The following is a 15521-nucleotide window of genomic DNA, read 5'->3' on the forward strand; positions in this document are numbered from 1 at the left end:
CAGCGTTGGCGTTCAAAGCGCAATGCCGACGCTGAAATGCATGCGCCATTTCTGGGTCTCCTGGCCGCGGGCCAGGTCCAGGCGCAGGGTGCCCAGGGGGCTGCGGTAGCGCAGGCCCAAGCCGTAGCCGAGGCTGGGCTTGAGCTCGCGCCAGTGCTGCGCCGCCTGGCCCGCGTCGACGAAGACGGCGCCGAGCAAGGCGGGCATGCTGGGCGTCAGGCCATGGGCCAGCTCGACGCTGCCGTTCCACAGGATGCGACCGCCGGTGGCGTTGCCATCGGCATCGCGCGGTCCCAGGTCGTCAAGGCCGTAGCCGCGCACCGAGTCGTCACCGCCGGTGCGAAAGCGCAGCTTTTCGGGTAGGCCCACCTCCTGCGAAGCAAAGACTTGACCCCACTCGCTGCGGGCGCTGCCGAACCAGCCGCCGGGCAGGGGCTGGTAAGCCTGTAGTCGCAGATGGCTGCGCAGGAATCCGCCGTTACGGGCTTCGGAGCTGTCGGCCCGACCGACGCCCAGCAGCAGGCTGGCGCTGTAGCCCCGGGTGGGCGTGAGCGGGCTGTCGAGCCGGCGGTGGATCCACTGCACATTGGCCGAGGCAGCGCCAGCGCTTATGGTGCCTTGCGGGTCGGTCTCGCGGGCGCGCAGCAGCTCCAGGTAATAGGTGCGGTCCTGCCGCTCGGTCTCGCGGGTGCGGCCGGCGCGGGCGCGCAGATTGACCGTGGTCTTGTTGTCGACCACCAGGCGCTCCAGGAACAGGGCGCCGACATTGCGCTGCATATCAGGCTGCGGGTGCGAGCTCAGCTCCAGGTCGTAGGAGCTGTTCTTCTGGCTGAGCTTGAGCTTGCTGCGCGCGCGCAGGTCCAGGCCGAAGGGGCGGCGGTGGATGTAATCGGCGCCCAGGCGCGGGCCGCTGCCGGTGTCGTAGCCGATGCTGGCAGTCAGCTGCTGGCGCGGGGCCTCGCGCAGCTTGATGTGCACGGGCGCGGCTTCGGGCGGATCGCTGAGCGGCTGGATGTCGACATTGACGCTGTCGAACAAGGTGGTGCGGACCAGGCGTTCCTGGAAATCGAGCAGCAGCTGCTCGGTGTAGGGCTGGCCGATGCTGAAGCCGGCCAGACGCTCGACGCTGCTGCGCGGCTGGTGTTTCAGGCCTTCGATCTGCAGCTCGCCGAGGCGGAACAGCGGGCCGCTGTCCAGCTTCAGGTCCAGCTCGGCGCTTTGGGTCTCGGCATCGATGCGGGCGCTGTGGGTGTCCAGTGTGGCCAGCGGGAAACCGCGCGCGCGGGCCGTGGCCAGCAGTTCGTTCTTGGCCTGCGACCAGCGCGGCTGCGAGAAGCCCTGGCCCAGGCCCAGCGACCATTGGCCCTGCAGGCGCTCGCGCAGGGCGGCCAGATCGGCGCCCGCCACCTGGGGCTGGTCCGGGGCCAGGGCACCGGCGAACTCGATCTGCAGCGCCTTGACCCGGGTCTGCGGGCCGGGCTCGACCTTTACGGTCACCACCACTGGGCTGCCTTCATTGCGGCTGACCTGCACCTGGGCATTGAAAAAGCCCTCGGTTTCCAGCAAGGCCTGGGCCTGCTGCGGCGCGGCCTGGATCAGGCGGCCCAGTTCCTGGCGGCTCAGGCGTTGGTCTTCGGGCGCGCTGCGAAAGCGGGCGAGGTCCAGGTGTTCCTGCAGCAGATCGCGCAGCGCGCTGGGCGCTTCGACCACCAGCTCGTATTCGGCCACCAGGCGCACCGCTGCGCCATCGGCGGCCGAGCCCGCAGCGGCGCTGGGCGGCGGCGGCTCGTCCTTCCAGAGGCTGCTGATCGAGGCGCAGCCGGACAGGCCCGCCGCCGCGAACAGCAGGGCGCCGCGCAGCAGCCAGGGCAGGGTGTGGCTCATTGGCTGAGCAAACGCATCGCGCCTTCCAGGCCTTGCAGGGACAGGGGGAACATGCGTTGCTGCATCAGGTTCTGGATCAGGGACACGCTCTGGCGGTACTGCCAGACGCCTTGCGGCTCCGGGTTGATCCAGGCGTATTTGGGGAAGGCGTGGGTCAGGCGTTGCAACCATTCGGCGCCGGGCTCTTCATTGTTGTATTCGACACTGCCGCCGGGCTGCAGGATCTCGTAGGGGCTCATCGTGGCATCGCCGACAAAGATCAGCTTGTAGTCACGGTTGTATTTGCGGATCAGGTCCCAGGTCGGGGTCTTCTCGGCGAAGCGGCGGCGGTTGTTCTTCCAGACAAAGTCGTAGACGCAGTTGTGGAAGTAGAAGAACTCCAGGTGCTTGAACTCCGTCTTGGCGGCCGAGAACAGCTCTTCGACGCGGTGCACATGCTCGTCCATGGTGCCGCCCACATCCATCAGCAGCAGCACCTTCACCTTGTTGTGGCGCTCGGGCACCATGCGGATGTCCAGCATGCCGGCGTTGGCGGCGGTCTTGCTGATGGTGTCGCCCAGGTCCAGCTCCAGGTCCGAGCCCTCGCGGGCAAAGCGGCGCAAGCGGCGCAGGGCGACCTTGATATTGCGTGTGCCCAGCTCCAGCTGGTCGTCGTAGTCCTTGTAGGCGCGCTGCTCCCAGACCTTGACGGCGCTCTTGTTCTTGCTGGCGCCGCCGATGCGTATGCCCTGCGGGTTGTAGCCGCTGTGGCCGAAGGGGCTGGTGCCGCCCGTGCCGATCCATTTGTTGCCGCCCTCGTGGCGCTCTTTCTGCTCCTCGAAGCGCTTTTTGAGCGTCTCCATCAGCTCGTTCCAGCCCATCTTCTCGATGGCGGCTTTTTGCTCGTCGCTCAGTTCCAGCTGCAGATGCTGGCGCAGCCATTCCAGCGGCACCTCCTGGCTGAAATCGCTGAGCAGCTCCACGCCCTTGAAATAGGCGGCAAAGGCGCGGTCGAACTTGTCGAACTGCGTCTCGTCCTTGATCAGGGTGGTGCGGGCGAGGTAGTAGAAATCGTCGATGGAGGCGGCGCCCTCGCTGCCGATCACGCCTTTCTCCAGGCCTTCAAGCAGGCTGAGGAATTCCCGCACCGACACCGGCAGCTTGGCCGCCCGCAGGGTGTAGAAGAATTTGATCAGCATGGGAGGAGGGGCAAGAAAGGTGGTGTGCGCGCCGGCGCGGGGAATGCGTCGATTATCTGCGCCCAGCTCATCGCTTCTTGGTCACCTTGGCCAACTTGGCGCCCGGGTCATGGCGGCCCAGCCAGTCGAAGAACTCGCCGTACCACTGGCGGCTGTTGCGTGGCTTGAGGATCCAGTGGTTCTCGTCAGGGAACCAGAGCAGGCGGCTGTCCACGCCGCGCGCCTTGAGGGTGTTGTAGTAGGCCAGGCCCTGGGCGTCGGGCACGCGGTAGTCCATGGCGCCGTGGATCACCAGGGTGGGCGTGTTCATGTGCTGGGCAAAGCTGTGCGGGCTTTGCGAGGCGATCTTGGCCGGGTCGTCCCAGTACCAGCTGCCCAGCTCCTTGGCATGCCAGGTGTAGGCGTCGTCGGCAAACATGGCCTGCCAGTCGAAGCAGCCCGCGTGGCACACATAAGCCTGGTAGCGGCCGGCCGGCACATGGCCGTTCATCCAGGCGACCATGTATCCGCCGTAGCTGCCACCGGTGGCGAACACGCGTTTCGCATCGGCCCAGGGCTGGGCCAGCAGCCAGTCGGTGCCGGCCTCGATGTCCTGCAGCTCCAGCTCGCCCCAGCGGTGGGTGATGGAGTCCAGGAAAGCGTGGCCGAAGCTGGACGAGCCGTGGTAGTTCACGCAGGCCACCACATAGCCTTGGGCGGCAAACACCTGGTGGTTCCAGCGCCAGTGCCAGCTGTCGCCAAAGGCGGTGTGCGGGCCGCCGTGGATGACATGCATCACCGGGTAGGCCTTCTTTTTCTTGGGGTTGAAGCCGGGCGGGTAGATCAGCCACATCTGGACCTCATCGCCCTGGCCGCCCTTGAGCATCACTTCCTGGTGCTGGCCGAATTCGTGACGCTTCAAATGCTCGGTGTTGAAGCGCTCGATGCGCGCGCTGCTGCCGTCCTCCAGCAGGCGCGAAAGCCGCGGCGGGAACTGCACGCTGTCATGGTTCAGCACCACGGTGCCGGCGGCCAGCGCGAAGCTGCCCACATGGCCGCCTTCGAACACGATCTCGGCCTGGCAGTGCTTCAGTTCGAAGCGCCAGAGGTGGCGGCGGCCGGCCTGTTCGGCGGCCAGCAGGATGGACAGATCGTCTTCATCCCAGACCAGGGGCGCGCTGACTTCATGGTCCCAGTCGGCCGACATCACGGCCCAGTGGCCGGCCGTGTCCAGCACGGCCAGCTGGCCCGGCATGGTGTGCTTCAAGCCCTGGTGGCTGGCGACGAAGGCCAGATGCTGGCCGGCGTGGCTGTGGCGCGGCGCGCGGAAATCCCAGCCCTCCACCTGCAAGAGCACGCGGTGCTGAGCGCTCTTGACCTCGACTTCGCCGAGGGCCAGGTCATGGTCCAGGCGCTTGTCTGCCTCGGGGTCGAAGGCGTAGACGATGCGGCGGCCATCGGGCGAGATGTCGAAGCTGTGCTCGTCGGGGTCGGCCAGGCTCAGGGCCAAGTCTGTCCCCTCGAAGAGATCGCGCACCTTGCCACTGTCTACATCGACGACCAGCAGATGCGGCACCCGGCCCATGGGCACATGGTGATCCCAGTAGCGGTAGACGGCGTCTGAGGTGACGTAGCCGCTTTCCTTGCGGTCCTTGAAGTCCTTGAGTGCCTGGGCCTGGGCAGTCTGGCCTTTCAGTTCGGGCCAGACCCAGGAGATGAAGGCGATGCGCCGGCCATCGGGGAACCATTTGAAGGCTTGCACGCCGGTGGCTAGCCCTGTGCCGGGCAGGCCGACGCGACGGGCCTCGCCGCCATCGGGGGCGATCACATAGAGCTGCGGCTCGCTGTCCTTCGCGCCTTCCTGTTCGCGCCGGGCGATGAAGGCGATGCGGTCGCCGCGCGGGCTCCACTGCGGCGCGCCGTCTTTGCTGTCGGGGCTGCCGGCCTGGGTCAGCTGGCGCGGCTCGCCGCCCAGGGTGGAGAGCAGGTAGAGGTGCGACTCGGTCTTGTTGCTCGCCATGTCGCAGCGGCTGACGCTGGCCACGGCCTGGGCGCCATCGGGCGAGAGGCTGGGCGCGCCGACGCGTGCCAGGGCCCAGAGGGCCTCCACATCAAAAGTCTCAGGCTTTGCTGCGCGTGGGGATGCCGCCATGGTCGGTTCTCGAAAGAGGGAGGAGGGGAAAAAGAGGCGCGGCTACTTGCGGTTCAGGCCGTCGAGCTGGGCCAGCAAGGCGCGGGCCGCCCAGCGCCCAATACCGCAGCCACCCAGGATGAAGCCCAGGCCCAGCAGCTGGGGCAGCTGCCACTCGGTGCTGCCGATGAAATCGAAGCCGAGGGCGCGGCCCAGCTCCCAGCCGGCCAGGGCGCCCAGCACAAAACCGCAGGCATCGGCCAGGCCTTGTTTCAGGCCTTGTTGGAGGTTTTTGTCCATGGCTGTCTCAGCGATGTTGGCGTTGCATGAAGACCAGCTTTTCGAACAGGGTCAGGTCTTGCTCGTTCTTCAGCAGGGCGCCCACCAGGGGCGGAATCAGGTGCTCGGCACCCGGCTGACTCAGGGTTTCGGGCGGCATGTCTTCGGCCACCAGCAGCTTGAGCCAGTCCAGCAGTTCCGAGGTGCTGGGCTTCTTCTTCAGGCCCGGCAGATTGCGCACCTCGAAGAAGGTTTTGAGCGCGGCGGCCAGCAGCTCTTTCTTGAGGCCGGGGAAATGCACATCGACGATGGCCTGCATGGTCACCGGGTCGGGGAACTTGATGTAGTGGAAGAAGCAGCGGCGCAGGAAGGCGTCGGGCAGCTCTTTCTCGTTGTTTGAGGTGATGAAGACCAGGGGGCGGTGTTTGGCCTTGATCAGCTGGCGCGTCTCGTAGCAGTAGAACTCCATGCGGTCGATTTCACGCAGCAGGTCGTTCGGGAACTCGATGTCGGCCTTGTCGATCTCGTCGATCAGCAGGGCGACGGGCTGATCGGCCTCGAAGGCCTGCCAGAGCACGCCCTTGATGATGTAGTTCTCGATCTTGCTGACCTTGTCCACGCCCTCGATGCCGGAGAGTTGGCTGTCGCGCAGGCGACTGACCGCGTCGTACTCGTACAGGCCTTGCTGGGCCTTGGTGGTCGACTTGATGTGCCACTGCAACAGTGGCAGCCCCAAGCTGCGCGCCACTTCCTCGGCCAACATGGTCTTGCCGGTGCCGGGCTCGCCCTTGAGCAGCAGGGGCCGCTGCAGGGTGGCGGCGGCGTTGACGGCCAGCTTCAAGTCATCGGTGGCGATGTAATGCTCGGAACCTGCAAATTTCATGGTGTGGATCAAAGTCCTGAAGGTGACGATTCAGTATAAGTGGCCCCCTATAATGCCCGTCGGTACAAGATCTAGACACCCCGGGACCATGAAAAAACTGCTGCAGATCTCGCTCGCTCTGGCCACGTTGTTTGGCGCCAGCGCCTCCGTTCTCGCCAAGGACGCCGCCCCCGCGGCAGTTGTCGGCCAGGACAAGATCGCCATGTGCATTGGCTGCCATGGCATCCCGGCCTACCAAGCCAGCTTTCCTGAAGTGCACAAAGTGCCCATGATCGCCGGCCAGAACGCAAAGTACATCGCCGCGGCCTTGACGGCCTACGCCAAGGGCGAGCGCAAGCACCCGACCATGCGCGGCATTGCGCAGTCGCTGAGCGAGCAGGACATTGCCGACATCTCGGCCTTCTACGAGAAGCAGGCACCGGCCCAGACGCTGCCGGAAACCGCGGCAGCTCCCTCGGCTCAAGTGGCCGAACTGCTGACCAAGGGCGCTTGCGTCTCCTGTCACGGTGCCAATTTCAACAAGCCCATCGATGGCAGCTATCCCAAGATCGCTGGCCAGCATGCCGACTATCTGAACGTGGCCCTGAAGTCTTACCAGACCGAAGGCAATGCCGTGGTCGGCCGCAGCAACGCCATCATGGCCGGCCAGGTCAAGCAATTCAGCCACGCCGAACTCAAGGCCATCGCCAAGTACCTGGCGTCGCTGCCGGGTGAGTTGCGCACCGTGCCGCAGAGCAAGTTCCGCTGAAGCCGCCTGGCGCGGCAAGTGCCAAGCAGTTCACAAAAAGCCGCCTAAAGGGCGGCTTTTTTGTGCCTGATCGCAGGCTGCCCGTGGACCCTCCGGCCCCATACTGAGACGCTTGCATTCCCGAGTTTTTGTCCAGGCTCATGCTCAAGAAGATTCCCATCCACCAGGTTCAGCTGGGCATGTATCTCCAGTCGATGGAGGGCTCATGGCTTTCGCATCCCTTCTGGAAGACCAAATTCGTTCTGCGTGAAGTGGCCGATCTGGAGGCTTTGCTGACCAGCGGTGTGCCGGCGGTGTGGATCGACATCAGCAAGGGCGCCGATGTCGATACGGCCCCGGCGCAGGACGGCCTGGTCCAGGACTTGGTGGACGAGCCTCAGCCCGCTCCTCCACCTCCCGCTCCCGCACCGGCGGCTGCGCTCGCCCGTCCCGAGCGTGTCAGCATGGGCTCCGAGATGGGGCGCGCGGCGCAGACCATCAACCGCTCGCGCCAGGCCGTCACGGCCCTGTTCGGCGAGGCCCGCATGGGCAAGGCGGTCGATGCCGAGATGTGCATGCCCCTGGTCGAGGAAGTGGCCGATTCGGTCTCGCGCAACCCCTCGGCCCTGATCAGCTTGGCCCGACTCAAGACCAAGGACGACTACACCTATATGCACTCGGTGGCGGTGTGCGCGCTGATGGTGTCCTTGAGCCGCCAACTGGGGCTGGACGATGCGCAGACTCGCGAGGCGGGCATGGCTGGCCTTTTGCACGACATCGGCAAGATGATGATGCCGCTCAATGTGCTGAACAAGCCAGGGCAGCTGACCGAGGCGGAGTTCGACATCATGCGGTCACATCCGATGCGTGGCTACATGATGCTCAAGGAAGGCGGCGCCGTGCCCGAGTCGGCGCTGGATGTCTGCCTCCACCACCACGAGAAGATGGACGGCAGCGGCTACCCGCAAGGGCTCAAGGGCGAGGAGATCAGCCTGCTGGCCCGCATGGGCGCGGTCTGCGACGTCTATGACGCCATCACTTCGACCCGGCCCTACAAGGCGGCCTGGGATCCGGCCGGCTCCATCCAGCGCATGGCGCAGTGGACCGGGCAGTTCGATCCGGTGATCTTCAAGGCCTTCGTGATGAGCGTGGGCATCTACCCCGTGGGCAGCCTGGTACGCCTGGACTCGGGACGCCTGGCGGTGGTCATCGATCTGAATCCGCAGAATCTGGCTGCGCCCCATGTGCGAGTGTTCTATTCCACCAAGTCCAAGCTGCCGATCCCGGTTCAGCAGCTGGACCTGTCCAACCCGGCCGTCGGTGACCGCGTGGTCGGGCGCGAGTCGCCACAGGATTGGGGCTTCACCCACCTCGACGACATCTGGCGCAAGACCTGACCCTGATGGCGCGCGTCGCCGCGCCGCCGTGCTCGTGAGCCTGAAGGTTTACCCCATGCGGCAGGGCTGTGCCGGCTCCCTACACTCGGCCGTCGAAGCGGCTTGAGGGTGTGGTGATGAAAACTCTGTCTTCTCTGGTGATGGGCCTGGCGCTGTGCAGTTTGGTCCCCATGGGCGCGGCCCAGGCACAGACCCTGAAATGGGCCAGCCAGGGCGACCCCCAGACCATGGATCCGCACTCGCAGAACGAGAGCATGACCAATATGGTCAATGGCCAGGTTTATGAGCGCCTGACCCGCCGCGACCGCAATCTCAACATCGTGCCTGGCTTGGCCACCGAATGGAGCCAGGTCGGCCCGCTGCTGTGGCGCATGAAGCTGCGCCAGGGCGTCAAGTTTCACGACGGCCAGCCCTTCACGGCCGACGATGTCGTCTATTCCATCCAGCGCGCCAAGGAGAGCACGTCCCAGCTGTCCATCTATGCCAATGCCGTCGGTGTGGCTCGCAAGGTCGATGAGCAGACGGTGGAGTTCGTGCTGCCCGCCTTCAACCCGATCTTCCTTCAGCACCTGGACACCCTCTGGATCATGAGCAAGCCCTGGTCGGAAGCGAACCGCTCCACCCGGCCGCTGGACTTCAAGAACAAGGAAGAGGGCTTCACCAGCATGAATGCCAACGGCACCGGCCCTTACATGCTGGTCAGCCGCCAACCGGGCATCAAAACGGTCTACAAGCGCAATCCAAACTGGTGGGGCAAGTTCGAGGGCAATGTGCAGGATATCGTCTTGACTCCGATCGCCAATGACGCCACGCGCCTGGCGGCCCTGGTCTCGGGTGAATTGGATTTCGTGCTCGACCCGGCGCCGCGCGACGTCCTGCGCTTGCGCAACACCCAGGGCGTCAAGGTCATCGACGGCCCGGAGAACCGCATCATCTTCATCGGCATGGATCAGGGCCGGGACAAGCTGCTCTACGGCAATGTGCCGGGCGACAAGAACCCCTTCAAGGACCTGCGTGTGCGCCGCGCGCTCTACCAGGCCGTCGACGTGGAGACCCTGCGGGTCAAGCTGATGAATGGTCTGAGTGTGCCCACGGGCGGGCTCACGCCGGCTTCGGTGGCGGCTTACGACGACCCCAAGATCGAGGCGCGCTATCCCTTCGACATGGCGGCTGCGCGCAAGCTCATGGCCGAGGCCGGTTATGCCGACGGCTTTGAGGTCACCCTGGACTGCCCGAACAACCGCTACGTCAATGACGAAGAGATCTGCCAGGCCCTGGCCGCCATGTGGGCTCAGCTCAAGATCAAGGTGCGCGTCTCGGCCATGCCGCGGGTGCTGTTCTTCCCCAAGGTGGAGAAGCTCGACACCAGTCTTTACCTCTACGGCTGGGGTGGTGCCATCACCGATGCAGAGTCCATCTTCGGCCCGGTCTTCCGCAACCGCGGCCAGCGCGGCATCGGCGCCTACAACTACGGCAACTGGCGCAACGACAAGTTCGACAGCCTGGCCGCGCAGTCCAGCGTCGAGGTCGACCCCAAGAAGCGCGAGCAATTGATCAAGTCGGCCCTGACCGAGCTCAAGGACCAGTTTCAGGTCCTGCCTCTGCATCGCCAGATGATCCCCTGGGCCGCGCGCAGCAATGTCTCGGTGGTGCATCGGGCCGACAACTGGTTTGAGGTGTCCTGGGTGACGCTGGGGAAGTAGCCCGGCCCGGGGATGAATAACGCGCCGAAAGCGCGTGCTTCTTCGGCGCTTGCCGGCGCAGCTTGAGGCCTAAGATGAAGGGAATAGCAGCCCGAACGAACCTCAACTTCATGCATCCCCAATCCCATCCCACCGCGGCTTTGCCGGGTTTGAAGGCCGGCCTGATCCTGCTGTCCAGCCTGACTCTGGGCCTGGTGCTCAGCGCCTGCGGAGGTGGCGGCGGTGGCAGCAGCGGCACGGATTCCGGCGGCACCGGGGGAGCAGCCGCCGGGGTCACCACCTTCGCCGTGACGCCGACCCTCAGCGGCGTGGCTGCGGTCGGCGCACCGCTCAGCAATGCCCAGATCAAGGTGATCGATGCCGCCGGTGCGGCCGTGGGCTCGGCCACGACCCAGCCCAGCGACGGCAGCTACAGCCTGACCCTGAGCAGCAAGAGCCTGAAAGGCCCGCTGCTGATCCAGACCTCCGGCCTGGACTCGAATGGCAACCCGCAGGTCCTGCACTCCATCGTGCCCATTCTGGATGCGGCCAATCCAGCCATGGTGGCCCACATCACACCGCTGAGCCAGGCCATCGTCGCCCTGTCCCTGGGCGGCGAGCCACAGGCGGTGTTTGCTTCCGCCGCGGCCAGTGCCGCCCTGATCGCGCCGGCCGCCTCGGCGGCCAGTGCGGCAGGTGAGTTCGTCAAGACCTTGATCAAGACCCAGCTCACCGATCTCAAGATCACCAACACCGCCACCCTGAACCTGCTGTCCGATGCCAGCTTTGCCGCCAACAAGAGTGCGCAGGATCTGCTGCTGGAGGTTCTGCGTGTTCAGGTGGCTCGCAACAACAAGGGTGTGGACCAACTCCTGATCAGCAACAAGCTGCAGCCCACGGCCGTGCCTGAGGTGGTGGTCGGCCTGGCCGCGGCGCAGGCCGAACTGGTCAAGGCCACCGGCGGCTTGCCGGCCAATGCCATCAGCTCGGCCCTCAAGCTGGCCTCGACGTCCAAGGCCACGCTGGACAATTTGGCCAGCCTGGACGAGCTGAGCGCTGGGCTCAACAACCTGATCGCCCAGGGCAAGCTGGCCGCCGATTTCAGCGCTTCGACCCTGCTGGGTACGTACGAGAGTCACAACGCCGGCAGCAAGGCCGAGCTGGCCGATCGCTTGGCCAGCTATGCCGCCAACAAGCGCCAGCTGGGCCGGCTGATGGTGCTCGGTTGTGCCGATGATGTGTTGACGGCCGGCCTGTGCAAGCGCGTGCTGGTGGCCGCAACCGTCAGCGATTCCAGCGGCGCCGTGCTCGAGTACTTCAGCGATGCAGCCACCTTCACCAAAGCTGCCGCCCCGGCCACCACTGGCGGCAAGTGGAGCTTGATCGGCAACGCCCGCAAGCTCGCCATCCAGGTCTACCCGGTCAGCGTGCTTGATCTGGGCGCCGATGGGGGCCTGAACAGCGCCACCAAGCCCAATCCCTGGGTCGGCATCCAGGTCGAGATGCAGGCGCAGACCAGCACCGCCACGCCGGTCAAGCTGCTGGACACCGCCACCGTGCAGATGCCCAGCGGCTACAGCATTCCCTTCGCCTACTGCAGCCGGCCCCTGCTGTGCATTTCCTACACCCCCGGGGCAACCCGGGTGACGCCAACCGGCAGCATTGCCGACAGTGCCCTGCAGCAGTCCGCCATCGGCTGGCTGGGCAGCGCCGAGAGCCAGCGCGGTGCCAAGTTCGTGGCCGCCTACACCTCGGGCGGCACGGCAGAAACTCGTGCGGTCTTCCTGCCGGCCGATGTGCCCGCTGACACGGCGCGCAGCCGCTTTCCCAGTTTGGACGCGATCACCGCCACGGCGCCGCTCAAGGCCGCCGCCTTGCGTGACGGCTTCACTCTGAATTACGCCACTTGGGCGGCCGCCAATCCGGACCTGCGCTTGATCAGCGTGCGCACCTTGCTGACCGGCGGCTTTGTACCCTTGCTGGTCGACAACGCGCCGCCCTTGCCCCCCAAGACTTCCTTGGCTTTGCCGGGCCTGAGCTTGCCCAATCCGCTCACCCTGTCGGCAGAAATCTGGCTGGGCGCGCAAGACGCGCAGGGACGGCGTTACTACACGAGGTATGCGCTGCAGGCCGAGTGAGCGGCAGGGCGCCAGGCCCACAACAAAGAAAAACGGCCTGCTTGAAAAAGCAGGCCGTTTTCATGTGGCGGAAGCTGTGAGATTCGAACTCACGGAGGGGATAAACCCTCGCCGGTTTTCAAGACCGGTGCCTTAAACCGCTCGGCCAAGCTTCCAAATATCTTGGGCGTTCGTCGCGGTGGACCTGCATTCTAGCTGCAAGCTTGCATCAGCCCGGCTTCTGCGCCTGCTCGCACTGCACCTGGATGACTTCCAGGCAGCGGCCCTGTTCGACGCGGGCCGCGCTCAGCTGGCCGCCCCAGATGCAGCCGGTGTCCAGGGCCAGCAGGTCGGGGCGCTGCAGCAGACCCAGGGTCGACCAATGGCCGAAGGCGATCGGCTGGCCAGCGCTGCGGCGGCCGGGCGCGTCGAACCAGGGCTGCCAGCCGGGTGGGGCGCTGGCGCTGTCGCCCTTGGTCTTGAGGTCCATGCGGCCCTTCTCGTCGCAAAAGCGCAGGCGGGTGAGGGCGTTGATGACCAGGCGCAGGCGATCGGGGCCGCGCAGGTCCTCTCTCCAGCGATCGGGTTCATTGCCATACATCTGCGGCAGAAAATCGGCAAGGTCAGGGCCGCGCAGCACGGCTTCCACCTCGCCGGCCAGGCTCAGGGTCTGCGCCACGCTCCAGTCCGGTAGCACGCCGGCGTGCACCATCAGCCAGCCCTGGGCCAGGCAGGCCATGCGTTGCTGGCGCAGCCAGTCGAGAAGGGCGGCTCGGTCGGGAGCGTCGAGGATGTCGCTCAGCGTGTCGCCCTTGGAGGCCTTGCGTGCACCGTGGGCCACGGCCAGCAGGTGCAGGTCGTGGTTGCCCAGCAAGCAGGTGGCTGCCGCGCCCAGGCCGCTCAAGCGGCGCAGCGTGGCCAGCGAGGCCGGTCCGCGGTTGACGAGGTCGCCGAGGAAGTAGAGATGGTCGCGCGACGGCGAGAACGCGATTTTCTTCAGCAGGCGTTCGAGTGCATCGCAACAGCCCTGCAGGTCACCGACAAGATAGTTCATTGCGGGATTGTGCTGCCTTCGCTGTCAAACGCTTCTGCTACGCTTGCGGCCTCTTGCAATCGCCCGCGCTCAATCTGGGGTTAACCCTCGGTAGTGGCGCCCTCAATGGATACCGCGCTCGTTCTCTTTCTGATTCTGATCAACGGCTTGTTTGCGATGTCGGAGATGGCTTTGACGGCCAGCCGCAAGGCGCGTTTGCAGGTGATGGTCGAAAGCGGCGAGGGTGGCGCGCAAGCGGCCATGGACTTGCACGACAACCCGACCAAGTTCCTGTCCACCGTGCAAATCGGTATCACCTCGATTGGCGTGCTCAACGGTATCGTCGGCGAGGCAGCTTTTTCGGGCCCCTTGTCGGCCTGGCTGATTGCAACGTTTGAGCTGCCGCAGCGCGCAGCCGAGTTGTCGGCCACGGGCCTGGTGGTGGTGATCCTGACCGTGCTGACCATCGTCTTTGGTGAGCTGGTGCCCAAGCGGATCGGTCAGATCTACCCTGAGACGGTGGCTCGCCTGGTCGCCCCGCCCATGAATCTGCTGTCGCTGACGGTGCAGCCCCTGGTGCGTTTGCTGACCTTTTTCACTGAGACCACCCTGGGCCTGATCGGCCTGCGCGGCCGTGCTCAGCGCGGCGTGACCGAAGAGGAAATTGCCGCGAGCCTGGAAGAAGGCTTGGACGCCGGCGTGATCGAGGAACACGAGCACCAGATGGTGCGCAATGTCTTCCGCCTTGATGAGCGCGAGATCGGCTCGATGATGATCCCGCGTGCCGAAATCGCCTGGCTCGACGCTGATGACACGCCCGAGCAGGTGCTGACCGTGCTGCGCGCCCATGGCTACAGCCGCTACCCGGTCTGCCGCGGCGACCTGAGCGAGGTGCTGGGTGTGGTCTCGGCCCAGGCCTTGCTGCAGCGCGCGCTCAGCGGCGAGGAACTGGCCCTGGTGCAGGACCTGGAGCAGCCGGTGTTCGTGCCGGAGACGCTCTCGGGCATGGAATTGCTGGAACACTTCCGGGCCTCGGATGCGCCCCTGGTGTTCGTGGTGGATGAGTACGGCGAAGTGCAGGGCGTGATCTCTGTGCGCGACGTGCTGGAAGCGATCGCGGGCGAGTTCAATGCGCCCGGTGACGGAGATGCCTGGGCGGTGCAACGCGAGGACGGGAGCTGGCTGCTGGACGGCCTGATTCCCGTGCCCGAACTGAAGGACCGCCTGGCGCTGAAGGAACTGCCCGAAGAAGACCGTGGGCGCTACAACACCCTGGCCGGCATGATCATGCTGCTGCTGGGGCGCTTGCCGCGCACGGCCGATGTGGTGGAGTGGAACGCCTGGAGATTCGAGGTCGTGGACCTCGATGGCAAGCGTGTGGACAAAGTGCTGGTCAGTCGACTGGCCGTAGATGGAGAAGAGTAAATGAGTACACCCCCGCTGTATGGCAATTTGGTGCCCCTGGACCGCGAGGCCCACAAGAAGCTGCGTCTGAAGACGGAGCTGTCCACCGTGGACCGCGTGGTCGGCCAGAACTCGCTGTTCCTGGCAGCGGTCGAGTTCGCCGAAGCCTGCAAGGAATACCCGATCGTGTTCGTGCGCGTCGGCGAAACCCCGACCGACGGCTCCAAGCAGGCCGTGGCCCCGCTGGCCGTGTTGGGCCTCAAGCCCGGCAGCAATCTGTTCGTCAAGGACGGCAAGTGGACCGGCAACTATGTGCCCGCCTTCATGCGCCGCTACCCCTTCGCCATGGCCCGTCTGGACCAGAACGAAGACCAGGTGGCCGTGTGCTTCGACAGCGAATGGCCCGGTTTCTCCGAGACTGAGGGCAGCTCCCTGTTCGCCGATGACGGCCAGCCGACCGAGTTCTTGCTGAACGCCAAGAACTTCCTGGAAAGCTTCGAGCAAGAGTCCGAGCGCACCCGCGCTATCTGCAACCATTTGGTGGAACTGGACCTGCTGCGCGACATGCGCTTCGAGGCCACCATGGGCAATGGCGAGAAGCTGGACGTCGAAGGCTTCCTGGCCGTGGACGAGCAAAAGCTGGCCGAGCTGGCCGACGACAAGGTCGTGCAACTGCACCGCAACGGCCTGCTGGCCTTGCTGGAAATGCACCGCGTGTCCATGGGCAATATGAGCCGTTTGGCCATGCAGCACACCAACGCCGCTGCTGCTGTTGCCGCCGCCTGAGCGACGCTGACCATGCCCTGACGGCCTGCTTGCACTGACAG

12 protein-coding genes and 1 tRNA gene are annotated in these 15521 nt (G+C 65.4%); 6 read left to right on the plus strand and 7 right to left on the minus strand.

The window, feature by feature from the left end; genetic code table 11:
• Nucleotides 1–12: 12 nt before the first annotated feature.
• From ACQY39_RS10435 to ACQY39_RS10455, 5 genes are all read right to left on the minus strand, one after another.
• Nucleotides 13–1884: an autotransporter assembly complex protein TamA gene (locus ACQY39_RS10435; RefSeq protein WP_428505949.1), complete on the minus strand. Its 1872-nt coding sequence runs from the start codon at nucleotides 1882–1884 to the stop codon at nucleotides 13–15.
• On the minus strand, nucleotides 1881–3062 hold the full coding sequence (locus tag ACQY39_RS10440) for a vWA domain-containing protein (protein WP_428505951.1): 1182 nt from the start codon (nucleotides 3060–3062) through the stop codon (nucleotides 1881–1883). The genes ACQY39_RS10435 and ACQY39_RS10440 overlap by 4 nt, the downstream gene beginning before the upstream one ends.
• Before the next feature lie 67 nt (nucleotides 3063–3129).
• Nucleotides 3130–5193: a prolyl oligopeptidase family serine peptidase gene (locus ACQY39_RS10445; protein ID WP_428505953.1), complete on the minus strand. Its 2064-nt coding sequence runs from the start codon at nucleotides 5191–5193 to the stop codon at nucleotides 3130–3132.
• Between the two features lie 42 nt (nucleotides 5194–5235).
• Nucleotides 5236–5472, minus strand: a complete 237-nt coding sequence (locus tag ACQY39_RS10450; RefSeq protein WP_263519927.1) for a hypothetical protein — start codon at nucleotides 5470–5472, stop codon at nucleotides 5236–5238.
• A gap of 7 nt (nucleotides 5473–5479) precedes the next feature.
• Nucleotides 5480–6334, minus strand: a complete 855-nt coding sequence (locus ACQY39_RS10455) for an AAA family ATPase (RefSeq protein WP_263519926.1) — start codon at nucleotides 6332–6334, stop codon at nucleotides 5480–5482.
• Between the two features lie 88 nt (nucleotides 6335–6422).
• Here ACQY39_RS10455 and ACQY39_RS10460 point away from each other — a divergent pair, with 88 nt between their 5' ends.
• The 4 genes from ACQY39_RS10460 to ACQY39_RS10475 all read left to right on the plus strand — a co-directional run bounded on the left by ACQY39_RS10460 (nucleotide 6423) and on the right by ACQY39_RS10475 (nucleotide 12278).
• The gene (locus ACQY39_RS10460) at nucleotides 6423–7082 is read left to right on the plus strand and encodes a c-type cytochrome (RefSeq protein WP_428505956.1); all 660 of its coding nucleotides are present in this window, start codon (nucleotides 6423–6425) and stop codon (nucleotides 7080–7082) included.
• Between the two features lie 140 nt (nucleotides 7083–7222).
• Nucleotides 7223–8458 carry an HD-GYP domain-containing protein gene (locus ACQY39_RS10465; RefSeq protein ID WP_428505958.1) on the plus strand — a complete coding sequence of 412 codons (1236 nt, stop codon included), beginning with the start codon at nucleotides 7223–7225 and terminating at the stop codon, nucleotides 8456–8458.
• A 116-nt stretch (nucleotides 8459–8574) separates the two neighbouring features.
• On the plus strand, nucleotides 8575–10161 hold the full coding sequence (locus tag ACQY39_RS10470; RefSeq protein WP_428505960.1) for an ABC transporter substrate-binding protein: 1587 nt from the start codon (nucleotides 8575–8577) through the stop codon (nucleotides 10159–10161).
• A 110-nt stretch (nucleotides 10162–10271) separates the two neighbouring features.
• The gene (locus ACQY39_RS10475; RefSeq protein ID WP_428505962.1) at nucleotides 10272–12278 is read left to right on the plus strand and encodes a hypothetical protein; all 2007 of its coding nucleotides are present in this window, start codon (nucleotides 10272–10274) and stop codon (nucleotides 12276–12278) included.
• Between the two features lie 65 nt (nucleotides 12279–12343).
• On the opposite strand, the gene ACQY39_RS10480 is transcribed toward ACQY39_RS10475, so the two are convergent.
• Both ACQY39_RS10480 and ACQY39_RS10485 read right to left on the minus strand, forming a co-directional pair.
• Nucleotides 12344–12433: transfer RNA gene (locus tag ACQY39_RS10480), tRNA-Ser, on the minus strand.
• 53 nt (nucleotides 12434–12486) lie between these two features.
• Complete coding sequence (locus tag ACQY39_RS10485; protein WP_428505964.1) at nucleotides 12487–13311, minus strand: symmetrical bis(5'-nucleosyl)-tetraphosphatase; 825 nt, start codon at nucleotides 13309–13311, stop codon at nucleotides 12487–12489.
• A 105-nt stretch (nucleotides 13312–13416) separates the two neighbouring features.
• Here ACQY39_RS10485 and ACQY39_RS10490 point away from each other — a divergent pair, with 105 nt between their 5' ends.
• Together ACQY39_RS10490 and ACQY39_RS10495 are read left to right on the plus strand one after the other, a co-directional pair.
• On the plus strand, nucleotides 13417–14715 hold the full coding sequence (locus tag ACQY39_RS10490) for a hemolysin family protein (RefSeq protein ID WP_428505966.1): 1299 nt from the start codon (nucleotides 13417–13419) through the stop codon (nucleotides 14713–14715).
• On the plus strand, nucleotides 14716–15480 hold the full coding sequence (locus ACQY39_RS10495; protein WP_428505968.1) for a SapC family protein: 765 nt from the start codon (nucleotides 14716–14718) through the stop codon (nucleotides 15478–15480). It begins immediately after the preceding gene.
• Nucleotides 15481–15521: the final 41 nt, after the last annotated feature.

It is taken from the genome of Roseateles sp. (genome assembly GCF_965262435.1).
GTDB lineage: Bacteria > Pseudomonadota > Gammaproteobacteria > Burkholderiales > Burkholderiaceae_C > Paucibacter_A.

What these genes read in the sequence shown, in the direction of transcription:
- ACQY39_RS10435 (WP_428505949.1), bottom strand. Translation starts at nt 1,884, where the DNA reads ATGAGCCACACCCTGCCCTGGCTGCTGCGCGGCGCCCTGCTGTTCGCG.
- ACQY39_RS10440 (WP_428505951.1), bottom strand. Translation starts at nt 3,062, where the DNA reads ATGCTGATCAAATTCTTCTACACCCTGCGGGCGGCCAAGCTGCCGGTG.
- ACQY39_RS10445 (WP_428505953.1), bottom strand. Translation starts at nt 5,193, where the DNA reads ATGGCGGCATCCCCACGCGCAGCAAAGCCTGAGACTTTTGATGTGGAG.
- ACQY39_RS10450 (WP_263519927.1), bottom strand. Translation starts at nt 5,472, where the DNA reads ATGGACAAAAACCTCCAACAAGGCCTGAAACAAGGCCTGGCCGATGCC.
- ACQY39_RS10455 (WP_263519926.1), bottom strand. Translation starts at nt 6,334, where the DNA reads ATGAAATTTGCAGGTTCCGAGCATTACATCGCCACCGATGACTTGAAG.
- ACQY39_RS10460 (WP_428505956.1), top strand. Translation starts at nt 6,423, where the DNA reads ATGAAAAAACTGCTGCAGATCTCGCTCGCTCTGGCCACGTTGTTTGGC.
- ACQY39_RS10465 (WP_428505958.1), top strand. Translation starts at nt 7,223, where the DNA reads ATGCTCAAGAAGATTCCCATCCACCAGGTTCAGCTGGGCATGTATCTC.
- ACQY39_RS10470 (WP_428505960.1), top strand. Translation starts at nt 8,575, where the DNA reads ATGAAAACTCTGTCTTCTCTGGTGATGGGCCTGGCGCTGTGCAGTTTG.
- ACQY39_RS10475 (WP_428505962.1), top strand. Translation starts at nt 10,272, where the DNA reads ATGCATCCCCAATCCCATCCCACCGCGGCTTTGCCGGGTTTGAAGGCC.
- ACQY39_RS10485 (WP_428505964.1), bottom strand. Translation starts at nt 13,311, where the DNA reads ATGAACTATCTTGTCGGTGACCTGCAGGGCTGTTGCGATGCACTCGAA.
- ACQY39_RS10490 (WP_428505966.1), top strand. Translation starts at nt 13,417, where the DNA reads ATGGATACCGCGCTCGTTCTCTTTCTGATTCTGATCAACGGCTTGTTT.
- ACQY39_RS10495 (WP_428505968.1), top strand. Translation starts at nt 14,716, where the DNA reads ATGAGTACACCCCCGCTGTATGGCAATTTGGTGCCCCTGGACCGCGAG.